Annotated in this window: 18 protein-coding genes; all 18 read right to left on the bottom strand. The window is 68.1% G+C overall.

Annotated features, from left to right (window positions below):
- Positions 1–14 precede the first annotated feature (14 nt).
- Positions 15–1,043: a hypothetical protein gene (locus tag AZOLI_RS08865; protein WP_162488039.1), complete on the bottom strand. Its 1,029-nt coding sequence runs from the start codon at positions 1,041–1,043 to the stop codon at positions 15–17.
- A complete protein-coding gene (locus AZOLI_RS32415) occupies positions 1,036–1,506 on the bottom strand; it encodes a hypothetical protein (RefSeq protein WP_162488038.1) in 471 nt (156 codons plus the stop codon). Before AZOLI_RS32415 ends, AZOLI_RS08865 begins: the two co-directional genes overlap by 8 nt.
- A complete protein-coding gene (locus AZOLI_RS32410) occupies positions 1,503–1,970 on the bottom strand; it encodes a hypothetical protein (protein ID WP_162488037.1) in 468 nt (155 codons plus the stop codon). The genes AZOLI_RS32415 and AZOLI_RS32410 overlap by 4 nt, the downstream gene beginning before the upstream one ends.
- On the bottom strand, positions 1,970–3,613 hold the full coding sequence (locus AZOLI_RS08855; RefSeq protein ID WP_085938458.1) for a sensor histidine kinase: 1,644 nt from the start codon (positions 3,611–3,613) through the stop codon (positions 1,970–1,972). Before AZOLI_RS08855 ends, AZOLI_RS32410 begins: the two co-directional genes overlap by 1 nt.
- Before the next feature lie 465 nt (positions 3,614–4,078).
- Positions 4,079–5,086 (bottom strand): TrbI/VirB10 family protein, encoded by a 1,008-nt coding sequence (locus AZOLI_RS08850; protein ID WP_014248273.1) that lies wholly within the window; start codon positions 5,084–5,086, stop codon positions 4,079–4,081.
- Positions 5,083–6,039 (bottom strand): TrbG/VirB9 family P-type conjugative transfer protein, encoded by a 957-nt coding sequence (locus AZOLI_RS08845; RefSeq protein WP_014248272.1) that lies wholly within the window; start codon positions 6,037–6,039, stop codon positions 5,083–5,085. The genes AZOLI_RS08850 and AZOLI_RS08845 overlap by 4 nt, the downstream gene beginning before the upstream one ends.
- Positions 6,036–6,806 (bottom strand): hypothetical protein, encoded by a 771-nt coding sequence (locus AZOLI_RS08840; protein ID WP_014248271.1) that lies wholly within the window; start codon positions 6,804–6,806, stop codon positions 6,036–6,038. The genes AZOLI_RS08845 and AZOLI_RS08840 overlap by 4 nt, the downstream gene beginning before the upstream one ends.
- Complete coding sequence (locus AZOLI_RS08835; protein WP_014248270.1) at positions 6,803–8,128, bottom strand: type IV secretion system protein; 1,326 nt, start codon at positions 8,126–8,128, stop codon at positions 6,803–6,805. The genes AZOLI_RS08840 and AZOLI_RS08835 overlap by 4 nt, the downstream gene beginning before the upstream one ends.
- Positions 8,129–8,134: 6 nt before the next feature.
- Complete coding sequence (locus AZOLI_RS08830; protein WP_014248269.1) at positions 8,135–8,335, bottom strand: hypothetical protein; 201 nt, start codon at positions 8,333–8,335, stop codon at positions 8,135–8,137.
- A gap of 3 nt (positions 8,336–8,338) precedes the next feature.
- Positions 8,339–9,244 (bottom strand): hypothetical protein, encoded by a 906-nt coding sequence (locus AZOLI_RS08825; RefSeq protein WP_014248268.1) that lies wholly within the window; start codon positions 9,242–9,244, stop codon positions 8,339–8,341.
- Complete coding sequence (locus tag AZOLI_RS08820; RefSeq protein WP_014248267.1) at positions 9,241–11,712, bottom strand: conjugal transfer protein TrbE-like; 2,472 nt, start codon at positions 11,710–11,712, stop codon at positions 9,241–9,243. Before AZOLI_RS08820 ends, AZOLI_RS08825 begins: the two co-directional genes overlap by 4 nt.
- 3 nt (positions 11,713–11,715) lie before the next feature.
- Entirely contained in the window at positions 11,716–12,048 is a 333-nt protein-coding gene (locus tag AZOLI_RS08815; RefSeq protein ID WP_014248266.1) for a VirB3 family type IV secretion system protein, read from the bottom strand.
- Between the two features lie 3 nt (positions 12,049–12,051).
- Positions 12,052–12,342, bottom strand: a complete 291-nt coding sequence (locus AZOLI_RS08810; RefSeq protein WP_044549907.1) for a hypothetical protein — start codon at positions 12,340–12,342, stop codon at positions 12,052–12,054.
- Positions 12,326–13,363, bottom strand: a complete 1,038-nt coding sequence (locus AZOLI_RS08805; RefSeq protein WP_014248264.1) for an ATPase, T2SS/T4P/T4SS family — start codon at positions 13,361–13,363, stop codon at positions 12,326–12,328. The genes AZOLI_RS08810 and AZOLI_RS08805 overlap by 17 nt, the downstream gene beginning before the upstream one ends.
- Positions 13,360–13,731 (bottom strand): hypothetical protein, encoded by a 372-nt coding sequence (locus AZOLI_RS08800; protein WP_014248263.1) that lies wholly within the window; start codon positions 13,729–13,731, stop codon positions 13,360–13,362. The genes AZOLI_RS08805 and AZOLI_RS08800 overlap by 4 nt, the downstream gene beginning before the upstream one ends.
- Positions 13,728–15,215, bottom strand: coding sequence for a type IV secretory system conjugative DNA transfer family protein (locus tag AZOLI_RS08795; protein WP_044549904.1), 1,488 nt, complete (start codon positions 15,213–15,215; stop codon positions 13,728–13,730). Before AZOLI_RS08795 ends, AZOLI_RS08800 begins: the two co-directional genes overlap by 4 nt.
- Positions 15,212–15,568, bottom strand: coding sequence for a hypothetical protein (locus AZOLI_RS08790; protein ID WP_044549901.1), 357 nt, complete (start codon positions 15,566–15,568; stop codon positions 15,212–15,214). The genes AZOLI_RS08795 and AZOLI_RS08790 overlap by 4 nt, the downstream gene beginning before the upstream one ends.
- Positions 15,568–16,311: a hypothetical protein gene (locus tag AZOLI_RS08785; protein WP_014248262.1), complete on the bottom strand. Its 744-nt coding sequence runs from the start codon at positions 16,309–16,311 to the stop codon at positions 15,568–15,570. The genes AZOLI_RS08790 and AZOLI_RS08785 overlap by 1 nt, the downstream gene beginning before the upstream one ends.
- Between the last annotated feature and the right edge of the window lie 183 nt (positions 16,312–16,494).

Raw genomic sequence — 16,494 nt, 5'->3', positions numbered from 1 at the left:
TCCAGCTCCCCGAATCAATCGCGTGGTACAAGCATGTACTGGATGCGCCCCGGATCGATGTCCAAGGCGTGCAGCATGTCCTTGCGGATAGCCTCGATCATTTCTTCCAGAGGGCGTCCTTCAGCCCATGCGCGTTTGACGAAGTCCTGGGAGAAGACGGCACCGAGGGGAACCTCCCGCCCGCCCGATTTCGGCCGGAAATGGGCGGCCAGGATTGCGAAGACCTCGGCCTCGTTGTATGGCGGGAACTCCACCGTATTATAGTCGCGCTGCCAGACGGTATAGGCGATATCGGCCTGCTCTCTCGTCAGGAAATAGGCTTCGGAGAAGGCAGCGACCGGGAAACCATCCCCTTTGTCATTCTCGTCAAACCATTTCACTTCGCGGAATGCGGTGGAGACGACATCTTCGTCTGCCCGGTATGGGAAATCCATGATCAGCGTCGTCGACAACCCGATCTGGGTGTAGAGCGTGGCGTAGAGTTCGGCCAACCGATTTGCATAGCTATCCGAGATCGCCGTCAGTTTAACCCGTCCCGCTTGTACTGCGGTAAGGTCGCTCTGCTGCAATTGGTAGCGAAGGTCGATCAGCGGCGTCTCGTTAGGCGCGTTGAAGAGTTGGAACAGCTTCTGCCGGCGGGTTCCGTAGAATGCCTCGTCCCAGTACCCCATCAGAAGTTGCTCGAAGATCGCCTCCCGGATGCGCCTTTCCATCTCCTCCCGGAAATCGTCCGCGTCGCAACAGGCAACCGGATCAAGCACAACGAACAACCCCTGAACTCGAACCGACGACGTACGCGCGCGGCGGATCACCTCCCCCAGGATGGTCGAGGTGCCCTGTCCTGGGGGGAAGATCGCCATCGTCCGCGCGCTTCCCTGGATGGCTGCCATGATGCGATCTACCTCACGGCCACCCTCACGAAGGAACAGGCTTTCGCTGGTCAGCTTGCCCGCTTCTCGGCGGATGTCGGGGAAGGTCAATGGGAGCAGATGAATTTTCTGCCATTTCTCGAGATTTTCATTTGGATGTGGCAATTTATTCATCTCTCGACAATTCTGAAACTATATCTTCTACAAGTTCTCGGTCTTTTTGCATTTTCCAAAAATTTACATTTATCCTAAGAAGTTTCTTTAACAACCATGCAGTATAATCGGCAGGGTGCTGAATTTGGCCATTCCCTGCGAAACCAAGCTCACTAGAGATATAGAAGCATTTTATTGAACTATTTGCAAATGCCGCTTTAAGAATAAGAATAGGAGATAATCCGCTTCTGGGATTTTCTGTCTTTTCCAAATTTTTGTCGACAATTATAGCGTTGTATTTTTCTGAATCTGATTCTATTTTATCCCATCCGTCTTTAAAATTCAAGCAATACTCTGACGATATAACAATTTTGTGTTTCCTTCCACATTGAATGAGAGCTGTTTGCAAGTGTTTGCAGAATTTTTCTTCGTCGTCTACAATTAACACATTGGCGTTCTTTGGAAATTCCATTCTTTCGATCATCTTCCGGACTCCGATAAATCACGCTGAATCGTGGCAATTCTGAATCTTAGATAGTCTCTATAGCTATAACCCCCATGAATTGATTTAAGATTTTTGTCAATAACGTCAACAATATTGCTCAATGTTTTCGGTAAATTTACTAGCAGTCCCTTTGCAATGATTTTACTTGCACTGACGATAACGGCTTTGCATCGAGGGTGCTTTTTAGCAAGGGCTGTAGCAAGTCGGATTCCCTCGAAAGCACCAAGATCGGGAGGGGCCAAATCCTTCTGTTGCTCAAGTGTTGGCTCCTCTTGCAGCAGGAGATCGAGGATGGCGGCATCGAAGGACTGTGCAGCGATGGCGGCTTCCGCGCTAGCCTCGTCATGGCACACGACGAACTCGGCGTCTGGTAGCACTTCGCGCAGGGCATTCGCCACTTGCCTTGCCTGACCCCCCTCGTCGTCGACGATCAGGATGCGCATCAAGCAATCTCCTCGAACAACGGTAGGGTCAGGCGGAAGGTAGCGCCGTCGCCAACTATTCCGACTTCGACGATGTCGCCGCCATGGTTCTCCACGATCGTCCGCGCAATGGCGAGCCCATGCCCGCTGCCCTCCTTGCGCGTCGTCACATACGGGGTGAAGATCCGCTCCTTCATGTCAGGGCGAATGCCGGGGCCATTATCCTTCACCACCACTGTTAGCGTATGCGGCGCAGCGCTTGAATGGTCTTGCGTTCCAGTGTCGGTGATCGAAACCTCGTAGCGGACGGTTATGTGTGGCGTGCGCCCACTGTTGGCCGCCCAGTATTCGGCATTCTTGAACAGCTCGTCGAAAACCTGCCTCATCTTCTCTTCATCGAGCAAGACGGCACCGTTGGGTGGCGTTTCACGCACCGTGGCGTGTCCGCCGCGCTGCGCGAAGAGCCGGGTGGCATCGCCGATCATGGCGTGCAGGCGCTGGGTCGGCGTCATGACGAGCTGGATACCGGTTGCAGCGGCGTAGTCGCGCAGCTCGTGCAGAAGCTGGGTGATGCGGGTCACGCAGGTGGCGAGGTCGTCCAGGCACTCGACGCCCGCCGGGTCGGTCACGTAGGGGCGCAGATTGCCTTCGATCAGGTCAATGGTGGCGGTGGGGTTGCCGATCTTGTGGGCGATGCGCCAGGACAGTTCGCGCCAGACTGCATCGCGTTCGGCGCGTGCCCGCGCGCGCTGTTCGCGCTTCAGCGCCTCTAGCATGCGCTGGGCTTCCTTGCGGCGGGCCTCCGCCTCCTCGAAGGCGCGGGTGCGCTCGCCAAGCTGCCGCTTCAGCGCCACCGCGGCAGGCGAAAAGAAGCGGCGCAGCAGCACCGGCCGTTCCTGAAGCCGCCGTTCCAGATCGGTCCGGCCGAGAAAGCGGATCCGCACGGGGTGGGCAAGCCGGGCCTCGGCCAGCCATCGCGGCTCCTCGCTCTGACGGCGGCTGATCACCACGAGACACAGCGGCAGCTCCGGCGGCAGAAGGTTGGCGTGCGCCAACGGCCCCAACCTTGTGGACAGACGGTCGCGCAGGGGCGTGGTGCCGGCGCGATCGAGCAACCGCACCAGTTCATCCTCGTCGGCCGGGTTGTCGGGGGCGAAGACCGCCCACAGCTCGCGGAAGCTCTGCCCGTCGGCATCGGTGCGGCCGAACACCGCGAGGTGGGAGACGACGCCCGCTGCGGGCCGGCACCGTTCCGCTCCCAGCGCATCCAGCAGCGCGCCGACCAGTGCCCGGAACTCCACCGGCGAAGGCGCTTCCCAATCGATCAGATAGCCACCCGAATCGCCCCCGGCGACGATGGCCGCGGCGACCGCTTCGGCAAGTGCCTGAGGCTCCTCCGCGGCGCCGACCACCGCCTCCAGCCCCACCGGTCGTGCTGGTCCGCCCGACAGGGCGACGCCGGCAATCACCCGACGGCCTGTCTCCTCCGCCAGGGCGGCGACCCCGGACAGATCGTTCCCGAGCAGCACCAGCGTCTTGCTGCTGGCTTCTCCCACATCCACGCCGCCCAACGCCTGCACCGCGGCAGTCAGATGGCGTTCCAGGTTGGCGCCATCGACGCCTACCGCGACCCGCACGTCTACCCCACCGCGAACAGTATGCATTCCGACGGTTCCGCTACGGAGATCCAGATTTGAAAAAAATTAAGGACTATCCAGAAAGGGAGTCAAACCGTTTTTATCTATGACTTCTCCCATACGTTTGTATTCGATGTGAAATGTTTGAACCGTTATAGGTTTAGTGATTGTTTCCATAATTTTCAGGAGCGTTACAAGTCCACGATCCAGTAATTATTTTTTCTTTCTATCTTCTTTGTTTAGCCTGCGTCACCGCGTCGCAGGGCTGCATTTTCCAAAGAGCTGGAAACTTTCACCGACAGCACGAGCGTATCAACTTCATTCTCGGAATGGTTGGCCGTGCAATCGGCTGGGGACTGATAGCGTAGACCCAACTTGGGTGCAGCAGGGCAGTGGTTGTGCCACACGACAGAGCGTTGAGACGTCTTGACCAGGATGCCGACTGAAAAACCAGAGAGACTCTACACATAAAACATATGTAGGAATGCTTACTCAGTGAGTCCGCCAGAAATCGTCGGCATTCAGGCCACTTCGCAGCAACAGCAGCACCGGCTCGCCGGCGTCCAGCGTAATGACGGGCGCCCGGTCGAGCAGGTCCTTGGCCGCCTTGTCGAGCGGGCGGTCGATGCCGTGCCCGAGGATGCCGCCGATCAGGCTGCCGCCGCCGGTCAACGCCGCCGCCGCGACATCCACCGCGGTGCTGGCGGCGATCAGCAGCCCGGTCTGGAGCCACTGCACCTGCACCGCCCCGGCCAACCCCGCCGCACCGGTGGCGTCCCCTCCGATCGCCGCCACGCGCACCGTGTCGTTACGCGGCCAGGGCCGGGTGATCACCGGGTTGGCCACCTCGATGCGCTTTTGCCCCTTGGTGACGCCGCTCCCCACGTCCAGCGTCACCACCGAACCGGCCGGCACCGCCAGACAGGAGAAGCCGGCGTCCCAGACGTCCTGCGTCACCCGCGCGGTGACGATCCCGCCGCGCTCGGTCACCACCCGGTTCACCGTCAGCAAGGGAATCGGCGTGCCCGGCGGCACGAGGCAATCGGACCCGGTAGCGGCGAAGTCCGACGCCCCGGCCTGAGCGGCGGAGGCAACGCTGGTGCCCTCTTCCTTGCGGCTCCAGCCGCCGACGCCGGCCTCCATCGCCTTCTTGCGCAGCTCGTCCTCCTTCGGTGGCGCCTTGGCCTGCGTCCGTGCTGGCGGAGGCGGTTCCTTCTTCTCGATGCGGGGTGCCGGTGGCGGGGCTGGCTCCGGCTTGGGCGCCATGTCCTCGTAGCTGGGCAGCCGCAGCTCCGGCTGGGTCGGGCCGAGAGCGACCGACAGCTTCGGCAAGCTTCCCGCTCCCTGGCTGCGGCCCAGCATGTAGGCGGCAAGCCCCAGCCCGATCACGGCGGCCAACACCAGCAGGATGCGGACGACGTGCGGACCGGAGGTGATCACCCGGTGACGGGCCAGCGGATCAGGCGGCAGCGGCGGCGGGGTGTCGTTAACCGATGTCACGGGCGGGTCCTCCGGATGTGCACCTCCTGCGCGCCGATGGCGAGCAGCAGGTGGTCGTGAATGCCGGCGACGCGGTAGGTGGCGTTCATCCGGCCGTACTGGACGGGGATGCGGGTGCCGTCGGCGCCGATGCGCCAGAGGATCGGCGCCCCGTAGGCGCCGAGCGCGCCGGGGGTGAAGTTGATCACCGTCACCTCGCCGTCGTCGCACACCGGCGGCTGGCCGTCGGGGGTCGGCACCGGCCGCCACTCCGGCGTGTCGCCGTCCAGCGCGTAGGTGCAGCGTCGGTCGCGGTAGGCCAGCTCGGTGGTGCGGTCGCGCCGGTCGCTTTCCACCGCGGCAGGACGGACGGTGACCTGACCGTTCAGCGTGGCGAGATAGTCCTCGGGATAGCGCCAGCGGACCTCGACATGGTGGACCTGCCGGTGCGTCTCAACGTTGAGGTCGTATTTCCGCTCGCTGGTGAAGAGGGAGATCTGCTGGTTGAGGCCGGCGCGGCGCGGCATGAAGGCGATGCACTCGGTGCGCTGCGCGCCCTTGCCGAAGCTGTAGGGCTGGTGGGGAATCCACACCTGGGCGCCGGGGGCGACGATGTCGCGCACCACCTCGCCCGGCTTCAGGCAGACCAGCGTCTGGTTGCCCTCGGCCATGTAGACGAGGTACTGCAGGTCCGGCTGGTACCAGTATTCGCAGCTCTTGCCCTTGAAGCAGGTCAGCGTCGGCAGGTCGAGCGCCGCCTCGTTGGCCTGCCCAACCCAGCTGCGGGTCTGTGCCCGCGACGGCCGCGGTCCCGCCGTCTCCCTCGGCTCCCGCTCCATCGCCGTCGGCGGGATATGCAGGTCGGCCAGGGTGTAGGGGCGCTGCGGTGCTGCTCCTGCCGACGGGGCGGGCGGCGCGTCGGTGGCGCAGGCGGCGAGCAGGGACACCGCCAGCAGGGGAACGGGAAGTCTCATGGCTGGGGCTCGGTCGTCTCGGACGGGGGCATTGGGTGGGCCTTGGCCGGTTCCCTGGCCTCGGCCTTCAGCGGCGTGCCGCTCGGCTCGGAAAAGCCGGAGATCGAGACGCCGTCGAGCGCGCCGTCGCGCGAGGGGCCGTCCACGGTCACCACGGCGGCACTCATCAAGGTCTTCCCGCGCGGCTTCAAGTCCCGGTAGACCGTCTCGGTCCACACCACGTAGAAGGCCGAGGTGCCGGTCTTCGGGTCGGCCTCGCGCTCCTGGACGCGGATGTCGGCGACGTCGCGGGTCCAGCCCTCGGCCGGGGCGAGGTCGGCGGCCAGCAGGGCGTCCCATTTGCGCTCGGCGCCACCGGTCAGCCGGGCGCGGGCGGCGGCGCGGTCCCTGGCCAACATCACCGGGTCGGTACCGATCTGGCGCTGCCAGCGCACGAACCACTGGACGGCGTTGAGCCGGGCACCCTTGGTCACGGTGATGGTGTTGTCGAGCAGCACGAGGCGCTGGTGGCCGTCCATCGCCTGCTCGACGCGGTAGACCGGCTTGAACTTGGCGATCTCCACCAGCTTGTCGGCGATGCGCAGGTTGTCCCAGGTCATCAGCGAACCCCAGGACAGGCCGAGCACGGCCAGGGCGAAGGTCCAGCGTTTCAACCGCAGCGCCTTGGCCTCGCGGCTGGCGCGGTAGGTCATGGCGGCGAGGTACTTCGCACTGTCGGGCACGGCTGCCGGCGGCGGGTCGTAGACGTTGACGACGCGCTCCTTCATGACGGGTCGGTCTCCTTGTCGGCGGCGCGGCGATCCGATCCGGGCGTCTGGCCCGGCGGGTCCTGCGGCCGTTCGGTGGCGTTGGAGGCGGAGCGGCGCAGCCACGACTCCTCACCGCCCCAGCGTTCGATGAGCCGGCTGGCCTGCCCGCGAGTGAGGGTGGGATCGACGGGCCGGCCGGCGGCGAGGCGGTCGAGTTCGCCACGCTGGGCGTCGGTCATCGGCTTGTCCCAGCCGCTGCCGCGCGGGGCCGGGGACCGGGATCCACCGAAGCGGCCGGCCGGGTAGCGGCGCCCGGCCGAGGTGCCGGCGGAATCACCGCTGGTCCCGCCACCAACGCCGCCACCGGTCCTGCCGGTGCTGCCGACGGACGCTGTTGCACCCGTCGTCACATGACGCAGGCCGCTCCACAGCGCCGACGCGCCGACGGCGAGGCTGCCGGGCGCCCCGGTGGTGGCGGCCGCCGCACCGGCCATGCTGCGCATGCCGACCCAGCCGGCGGTCCACAGCGCGGCCAGCGCGGTGATGCCGTCCATCACCGGCCCGCCGTTGACCAGACCGGCGGCGGCACGCGGCGCCTTGATCGCCAGCACGAAGATGGCGGCGGCCAGCACCGCCACGCCGAAGGCCTGGGCCAGGGTCGGTGTGCCCTGGAAATTCAGGCTGGTCAGGGTGGCGCCGCAGATGGCGATGATGCAGCCGAGCACCAGCAGCTTCAGCGCGGAGGCGGCGATGTAGCCGATGGCGCGCTCGGCGATGAAGCTGGTCGGCCCCAGCACCGCGAAGGGAATCGCCAGATAGGCGGCGAGCGAGAGCAGGCGGTATTCCAGGAAGGCGAGGAACACCTGGATCGCCAGGATGCCGAAGCTGACGATCACCACCAATGCTGCCAGCAGGAAGATGACGATCTCGACGAAGTTCAGGAAGAAATCGACCGGCCCCAGCATCTCCTTGACGCGCAGCATCAGCGGGATCACCGCCTGGATGCCGAGATGGGCGATGGCGCCGGGGTCGTCCAGCGACATGCCGCCGCCGGAGCCGAGGCTCAGTCCCTGGTCGGCCGCCGCCCGCATCAGAGCGGCGGAACCGGCGGGGAACCAGTCGACGAGGGCGCCGATGGCGGCGAATTTCAGCAGCATGCGCAGGAAGGGGCCGTGCACCGCCGGCTTGCCCTCGAACAGCCAGAGCAGCAAGGCCAGGGTGTAGGACAGCGTCATCAGCATCCGCAGCGCGGCGTGGGCGTCCGGCCCGAGCAGGCCGAGGCCGGTGACCACGGCGGCGGTGAGCTGGTGCAGGGCAATCGACAGACCGCTGACGTCCATGGCAGATCACTCCCGCTCAGGGCGGGCCGGCACCGGCGTCTGGTAGCGGCCGATGCCTTCCCAGGCCGGGTTGCTGCGTTCCAGCCGCTCCAGCGGGGTCAGCCCCTCCTCCTCCTGGCTGCGGGCGTAGAGCACGAGAGCGACGGCGGCGGCGATGCCGACCAGCAGCATGACGCCGAGAGCGATCAGGATGCGGCGGAGGGGCATGGCTCAGCTCCCCGGTGCGCCGTAGGTGTCAAGGCCCTGCCAGCTGAGGCGCGTGTGCTGGCGGGCACGCTCGACGGCGGCCTGTTCGTAGTCGAGCCGGGCTTCCGCCGCCCGGTGGTGGGCGGCCTGCATCATCAGGAGCTGGCCGGCGACCTCGGCGGTGAGCAGCGTCGCCTGGGTGCCGGCGTCGATGGCGCAGGTCTGGCCGTCGCACGCCTTCAGCGCTGCCATCAGCGCGCGGGCGCGGGCCGGGTAGTCCTCGATGCCGGTCATCACCTCAGCCGAGACCAGCTTGCTGGCCCGGCTGGCATCGCGGGCCAGCCGCGCCTGTTCGGCCTGGTGCTCCGCCAGGGCCGCGGCGCTCATCCCCTCGGGAAGGGCATCGGGGTAGAGGTCGGCGAACTGCCGCCCGACGCCGTCCAGGCTCCACAGCACCCGGTCCACCAGACCGGCGGCGCGGTGAACCTCGCCGAGGCGGACAGCCACCGTGGCACCGCTGTCCAGGTCGGACAGGGCACGCATGCGGATCATGTTGTCGATCTGGGTCAGCATGTGCGCGGTCTGGGCGATGATCTCGACCTCCTGGCGCTGGACCATACCCTCGACCATCAGCGGCTTGCTCTCGACGATCGGGCAGCCGCGCGCCTGGGCGCCGCCATTCCCGGTCAGACTGGAGCCGGCCCCCACGGCAGCACCGACCGGGCCGCCGGTGACATAACCGGCAGCGGCGGATAGCGCGGTGCCGAACAGCCCGTCGCCCTGTTCGGAAAAGCAGCCTCCTCCGCCACCACCGCCGAAGAAGCTGTTGAGCAGCCCGCCCAGGAAGGCGTGGGCCGGAGGCGGTGAACTGACGGTGACGGCAAGAACCACGGCCATGGCCGTGGAGGTGCGCATCCAGCGCGTCTTCATGATGGTCCTCCTTCATGGGGTGTCTCCAGGGTGTCGGCGGCCTCGGTCAGGCCCTGGCGGCGCAGCCATGCCGCGGCGAAACGCTGCGGCCCGACGTCGGCCCTCAGTTCGAAGGCCCGGCGCTTGTGGGCGGCCCCGCCGCAGCCGCAGACCGCCAGGGCGGTGGGGTCGAGGGAGAGCTGGCCGAGCCGGCTGCCCTCGGGGGTCTTGAAGAAGAGGTCACGGCGCGGCATGGCGCGGGCGACCTGAGCGGCCTGGGTGGCGTTCAGCCCCCAGTCGCGCAGGATGCTCCGCTTGGCGGCGTTGGGGTCGGCGAGCAGCACCAGGACCTGGATGGTCTTGAGCATCGCCGCGATGGCCGAGCCCTCGATGTCGTCGAGCTGGTGGGTGGCGAGCACCAGGGCGACGTTCTTCTTCGGCCCGCGCCGGCGCAGCTCGTCCAGCTCGGCCGGTTGGTGCTTGAGCGCCTTGAAGGCCTCGTCGACCAGGAACAGGGTCGGCCGCCCGTCCTCGAACAGCCGGTAGAAGCGGCGGAACAGCGCCTTGATCACCGGGGCGGCGCCGGGGCCGCGGTCGATCAGCGCGCCGATGTCCACCGTGGTCCAGGCGGAGCCGAGGAAACGGTCCTCGGCGGCATCGACGAGGTCGCCATACGGGCCGCCGCGGCAATAAGGCTCCAGCGCGATGCGGACGATGTTGTCCTGCACCAGATGGGCGAGATGCGACAACGTGCGTTCGGCCGGCGGCGAGACGGCCAGCAGGTGCAGCGCCGCATCCACCGCGTCGCCGGCTTGCGCCGCCGACAGGTTGCCCGGCGCCAGCACGCCCTGAAGGCGCAGCAGGTCCATGACGAAGCCGTGGCCCCAGGCAAAGCCGTTGGGGGTGTCGACATCGGCCAGCGGCTGCAAGGCGAGGTCGCCCAATGCTGCGTCGCCGGAGCCCATGGAGAGGAACTCGCCGCCGGCCGCCCAAGTCGCCACCAGCGACGTGCTCTCGGTGGCGTCCACGTCGATCCAGACGACACGTCCCTGTGGAACACGGGCGAGGAACTGGTGTCCCATGAAGGCGAGCACGGTGGACTTGCCGGTGCGCGGCGGGCCGATCACCAGCGCCGCCCCGTCCTGGCCCTGGTGAATATCGATCATCAACGGAGTTCCGCCCTCGGCCTCGACCTGCATCAGCGGATCGCATTTGAGGTGCGGGTTGCGCTCCGGCCCGCCCCAGGCCGACGACAGGATGAGGAAATCCGCAAGCTGGAGCTGGGTCAGCGGCACCTTGCGGGGATTGGGGCGGACATGGCCGGGCAGTGTGCCGTACCACGCCCGCTCCGCCCCCCAGCTCTCCTCGATCGCGGTGAAGCCCAGGGTGCGCAGCGCCTTGACCAACTCGTCGCGGCGCTCTTCGACCTCTTCGACCGAGCGGCCCCACAGCACCGCGGTGGGCGTCATCCAGCCCGAGCTGGAGCCGGCCTGCTCGGCCTCCAGCCGGGCGGCCTCGGCCTCCAGCGCTTCCATGACGCCGACCGGGTCGTGACGCAGGGCGGCGTAGCCGCCGACCGCGCGCAGCAGAACCGAGCGCCAGTCGTAGGCGGTGTCGTCGTGCTTGCGCCACAGCGCGGCGAAGACGCCGCGTGCCTGGACGTGGTCCATCGCCTCGAAACGCACCGACCAGCGGAACGGAAAGGGCAGCTTGTCCAGCAGGTTGAGCAGGCCGGGGTGGCTGACCTTGGGATAGCCGCCGATGCCGATCAGGCGGACCGGCCACTCGGCCCCGCCGTTGCTCCAGGCCGGGAACGAACCGGGCTTGAAGCCGACGTCCAGGAGGTTGGCCTTGATCGGAAAGCCGGGGATGTCAGGGGCGGTGACGTGCCGCTGGTACAGAGGCGAGGCGCAGTTGTGCAGCAGGGTCTGCACGCCGTCGTCGTCCAGCATCCTGGCCCAGCCGACGGCGCGGCCGAGCAGGCTGGCAAACTGGAGCACCAGTTGGCGGAACGGCTCGACATGGTCGCGCATCACGTCCGGCCGGGCACGCTCGGGCGGGTTGCGGGTGAACCAGGACGCCACCGTGCGGGTGGTGGGCCGCGACGGCATGTAGGTGATCGCCACGAAGGTGCGGGTGCGCAGTTGCCGGCCGGCCTCGTCGACACGGTCACGCCGCTCCCGGTCGATCAGCTCTGACACCGGGTGCGTCCCGGTGGAACGCGGATAACCGCCGGCTTCCCGCCGCTGCATCTCGAAATGGAAGGTCCAGCCGCCGGTGAAGGGGTACAGCACGTTGCCGGCGGCGAGCGCCGTCTGCATCCGCTCGGCCGGGTCCTGGCCGTCCTGGTCGCGCCCGCCGTACTCCACCACCGCCATCAGCGCGCCGTCCTCCTCCAGCAGCACCACGCCGGGCCAGACGAAGCAGTCCCAGGGCAGATGCCGGGACAGGGAATCGAAGCCGTCGTCGAAAGCGGTCAGGTCGAGCATGCCTCACCTCGGGGCGCGGTAGGACGAGAAGGACAGCGAGCGGCCGCGGGTGCGCAGCGCCCGCAGCAGCCAGGCCGCGGCGGTCTGGCGGACGATCTCCAGCCACCAGGGATCGCGGCGGGTGAGATACCGCGCCGTCAGGAAGACCAGCAGGAACCCCGCCACCGCCTGTGGGATGGCGCCCAGCGCCAGCCACAGCTCGGCGGCCAGCCAGACGGCGATGGCCAGCAATTCCATCGGTACGCCGAGCGGCATCTTGGTCGGCCGCACCGAGGTGCGGCGCACCGGCTTCTCCCAGCCGTCGGGGATGGGCGGAGACGGCAGCGGGGATTCCAACGCTCAGCCCCCCGCCAGCGCGATGATGGCGTCGCGCGCCCCGTAGGCGGCGGCCCCCGCCACGGTGAAGACGAACACCACCACCCCGGCGATGCGGGAGAACATCGCGGCCACCAGCGCCAGCAGCAGCCCGGCGGTCACCGCGATCGGCACGAAGTTGGTGTCGAACACCGCCTGCCAGGACAGCAGCTCGGCGCCGAGGTTGGCGATCACCTGCGCGTGCGCCGGCATCGCCGTCCAGGCCAGCATCAGCGCCAGGGCGGTCGCCCGGCGCGCGTTACCGTTGCTCCGCATGCTCACCCCCATCGTCAGGGTCCCCCGCCCCCAGCGGGTGGAGGACGAATCCCCGCTCCGGATCGAAGCGCTCAACCCGGACGATCTCGTTCACGAAGCGGCGCCCGTCGGGGCGGCGGGCGAGATGCACCACCGCGTGCACGGCCTTGGCGATCCAGCGCATCTGCAGGGCGTCCATGACGACGCCGCCGAGGCCGACCATCTGGGCGATGCGGTCGAGGGCGTCCCAGGCCGAGCCGGCGTGCACGGTGCACAGCCCCGGGTGCCCGGTGGTCCAGCCCACCACCATCTGCCGCGCCTCGGCCCGGCGCACCTCGCCCAGGACCAGATGCGTCATCGGCACGCGCAGGGCGTTGGCGACCAGCGTCTCCAGGGTCACCGGCGGGTCGGCCCAGGGGTCGGCGACCATGGCGTAGGCGTGTGGGCACGGCGGCTCGAACTCATAGGGGTCCTGCAACACCGCCGGCAGCCCGGTGCGGAAGGCGGCTTCCTCCAGGCAGGCGCGCAGCAGCGTGGTCTTGCCGGTGTCGACGTCGCCGGCGATCACCACGGTGCGGCGCCCGTCGATCAGCCGGCGGAGCGTTCGCGCCTGGACTGTTGTCGCGGCGCCGGAGCGCACCCAGTCGTCGAGCGTGATGCGGCCGCGGTAGGGCTTGCGGATCGAGCAGGCCGGGCCGGTGGTGACCGGCTCGACGTCGGCGTGGATGCGCTCGCCGCTCTCCGGCAGGGTGACGTCGAGGGTCGGCCGGTCGCGGCGCAACTCCTTGCGCGCAAAGCCGGCGACGTAGGCCAGGAAGCGGCGGACCTGATCGGGGTCGACCTCGCGCACGAACTCCGGCGACGGCCCGTTCTTGACCAGCACCCGGCAGGTGCCCTGCCCGCGCAGGGGCGGCAGCACCAGGACGTTGGCGACGTCCTCGCGGGACAGCAGGTCGCCGAACAGCCCGTCCATCAGCCGGCGCAGGGCGACCAGCAGCATCTCGCGCCGTGCCGGCCCGTCGATCGCCACCAGCTCGGTCATGACCCGGCCTCCTTCGGGTGGAAGCCGTCGCGCACGCTGGGCACGGTGCGCCGGGGATGGCCGAGCTGCTGCTGAACGGCCGCCTTGGTCTCGGCCACCGCCGCCGGGTCGAGGTCGTGCACGAGGTTGAGCACCGCGACCACGGTGATCAGCAGATCGTCGATGCGGGCGACGGTCGCCTCCAGCCGCTCGGTCTTCGCCCGCTCGTTGGCGATGGCGTCGAGCCCCTTGTCGAGCACGTGGATCACCGCGTCGCTCAGCGTGCGCAACCCCTGGCGGGCCTGGACCAGGGCGATCTGGTCGGCCAGCAGCGCCGGCACGCGGGCGGAAACCGGGCGGGTGCCGGCGGTATCGGGGGTGTCCGTCATGTCCAGACCCTCGGGGGTTTGCCGGAACGCCGGGGAGCCGCGGGCGTGTCGGGCACCATGGGCACGCGGCCCTCGGGGGCCGGGCCGGCGGCGCCGAACCAGCGGTTGGCGTCGGGGTTGGAAGTCCAGGCCGCCGCGGCGCGGCCGTAAAGCGGGCGCCAGCGCGGATCGGCGTAGGGGTGCAGGCGGGTGGCGCGGATCGGCTTGCCGTAGCCGAAGACGATCAGCTCGTCCCCGCCCATCTCCAGCGCCTCGTGCATCGGCATCACCGGCCGGCGGTCCACCCGCACGCCGCGGCTGACGGTGGGGAAGAGGTCGAACAGCCCCTTGGAGGTCGAGCGGGTCGGCACCTCCTCGATGGCCTCGCCGACCATCCGGCTGATCCGCTCGGCCTCGTCCGACGAGTTGGGACGGAAGACCACCAGCCGGCAGTTGGCGGTGAGGCCGCGGCCGTACTCCTCCTCCACCTCCCACAGGCTCTGGGCCAGCAGCAGCAGGCGGATGCCGTACTCGCGGACGTACTTGATCCACTCCGCCGCCTCGCGGAGGTGAAATTGCAGGAACTCGTCGAGCACCACCAGCAGCCGCCAGCGCCGCGCCCGGCCGTCGTCGGCCAGGGCGCGGTCGATGGTGAGGAAGTCCACCATCTGCGTCAGGATCAGCTTGAACACCCGGCGCAGGCGGCGGGCGTCGAGCGGGCGGGCGACGATGTAGAGGGTGACCGGCCGCTCGCCCGCCACGAGGTCGGCGATTGAGAAGTCGCTGGCGGCGGTCTGCTCCTCCAGGACGGAATCCTCGAACTCGGCGAGCAGCACCGACGCGGTGACGTAAACCGACTTGCGGTAGTGCAGGCTTTTGTCGGGCGGGGTGGAGCCGCCGCCCGGCCGCCCCTTCCCCTCGCCCTCGCCGGAGCCGCGCTCCTCGGCGAGCGCCAGGCTCTTGTCCCACAGCTCCTGGGCGGCGCGCTGGGCGGTCGGGTGGACCCCCTCGGCCAGCATCAGCTTGAGCCCGTCGTCACCGAGCAGGATGTGCCGGCGCGCACCCGCCAGCGACTTCTCGCCGTCGGCCGCCGATGTGAGCAGGTAGACGAAGACGCCGGTGAGGTAGGAGAAGGCGGCGTTGCGCCAGTGGCCCTCCTGCTCGCCCTCGGTGAGGACGCGGGCAGCGTGCTGGCAGTCGGGGACGAGGTATGGCTCCGGCCGCACCGCCACCAGCGGGTTGTAGCGGGGGCCGCCCGCGCGGGCGAGGTCGAGGACGATGACGTCACCGAAGCGGGTGCGGGCGCGGCTGGTGTCCTCGGTGACCGAGCCCTTGAAGTCCCAGACCACCGCGCTCTCGTCCCAGGCCGCCAGCAGCGTCGGGTGCACGGTGGTGGTGGTCTTGCCCGAGCCGGTCGGACCGATCACCAGCACCGGCTGCATGGTGCGCTCGTGCAGCAGGTCGCGGCCCCAGGCGCCGAGGATGACGGAGGAACGGTCGGTCATCGCCGTCCCCCGTCCAGCAGGCCGCTGCGGCGCACGGCGGCGCGGTCGGCCCAGCGGCCGGCGCCGAAGCCCGGCCGGCGGGTCCCCCGCAGGTCGAGGACGACGCGGGCGGCCAGCGCCAGCGCGCAGAGCCCCGACACCACGGCGGCGCCATCGACGATCCAGCGGTGGCCGGGGGCCAGCAGCCCGCGCCAGCCGAGGAACTGGCCGGGCCAGTACAGGGCGATGGGACCGGCGCGCCACCCGCCGAAGACGGCCGGCCAGGCGAACAGCCAGCCGGTCAGCTCGGTGATGGCGAACACCGCCGCGAACCAGACCAGCAGCAGGGCTCCGAAACGAAGGAGGTACGGCATCACAGCTCGCGCCCTCCCAGATCGCGGAGGTCGTCGCGCCCGTCCTCGCGGTCCCGCTGCTGCTCGCGCAGCCGCTGCATCTCGACGAGCTGGCGCTCGAAGTCGCGGCGCTCACGCTCGGTCATGTAGCCGAGGCGGTCGGTGGTCACCTCGACGGCATAATGGCGCAGCCAGCGCGAGACGACGTCCGGGTCGAGGTGGAGGTCGCGGTCGTGCTGGACGCCGCGCACCATGATGTGCAGGTGCTGGTTGCCGTCGGGATGCGCCATGTCGGGCTTGCGCTCGACCGAGGCCACCCACTCCAGCGGGCCGACCCGGCGCTCCCAGGCGGCAACGACGTCGCGGCCGTAGGAGACCATGTCGTCGATGCGGTGCCCGTCGTTCGGGCTGACGATGAGGTGGAACACCCGGCGGTCGGCCGACCACGCGTCCACGATGTCCTGCTTGTCGATGCCGAGCCGATCGCGGTCGAACAGCGGCCCCTCCTTGGCGAGGTAGTTGGCCAGTGCCGAAACGGTGTTCGGGTAGGCGCCGCGGGCGCGGTCGTGGTAGAGCACCTTGACCATCACCGGGCGGGCGTGGGGGCCGGCCTGCGGCGGTGCCCCCTTGACGCGGACCTTCTGCATCGGCCGGCGGGTGTAGGCGCGGGCAAGGCGGCGGCCACGGTCGGCTAGCGCCTTCATGCGCGCCTTGAAGCCGTCGTTGTCGAGGATGCCGCCGAACAGGCCGAACCGCCTTCCCATGCTCCACCCCATAGATCACCGGATACAAATCCGGCACGATCATCGTTGAGCCTTGCGCCGCTCTGTCTCAACATCTCGGACGGATTATGGCAGTCGATGCGGTGAATACGTCTGCATTCCCAAGCAACTCCGGAATACAGATAAGCGGTTGATCTGGAACGGGACGAAACGACGGTGTAAACG

Source organism: Azospirillum lipoferum 4B (assembly GCF_000283655.1).
GTDB classification, from domain to species: Bacteria; Pseudomonadota; Alphaproteobacteria; order Azospirillales; family Azospirillaceae; genus Azospirillum; species Azospirillum lipoferum_C.
This window is presented reverse-complemented; position numbering and strand designations above follow the sequence as displayed.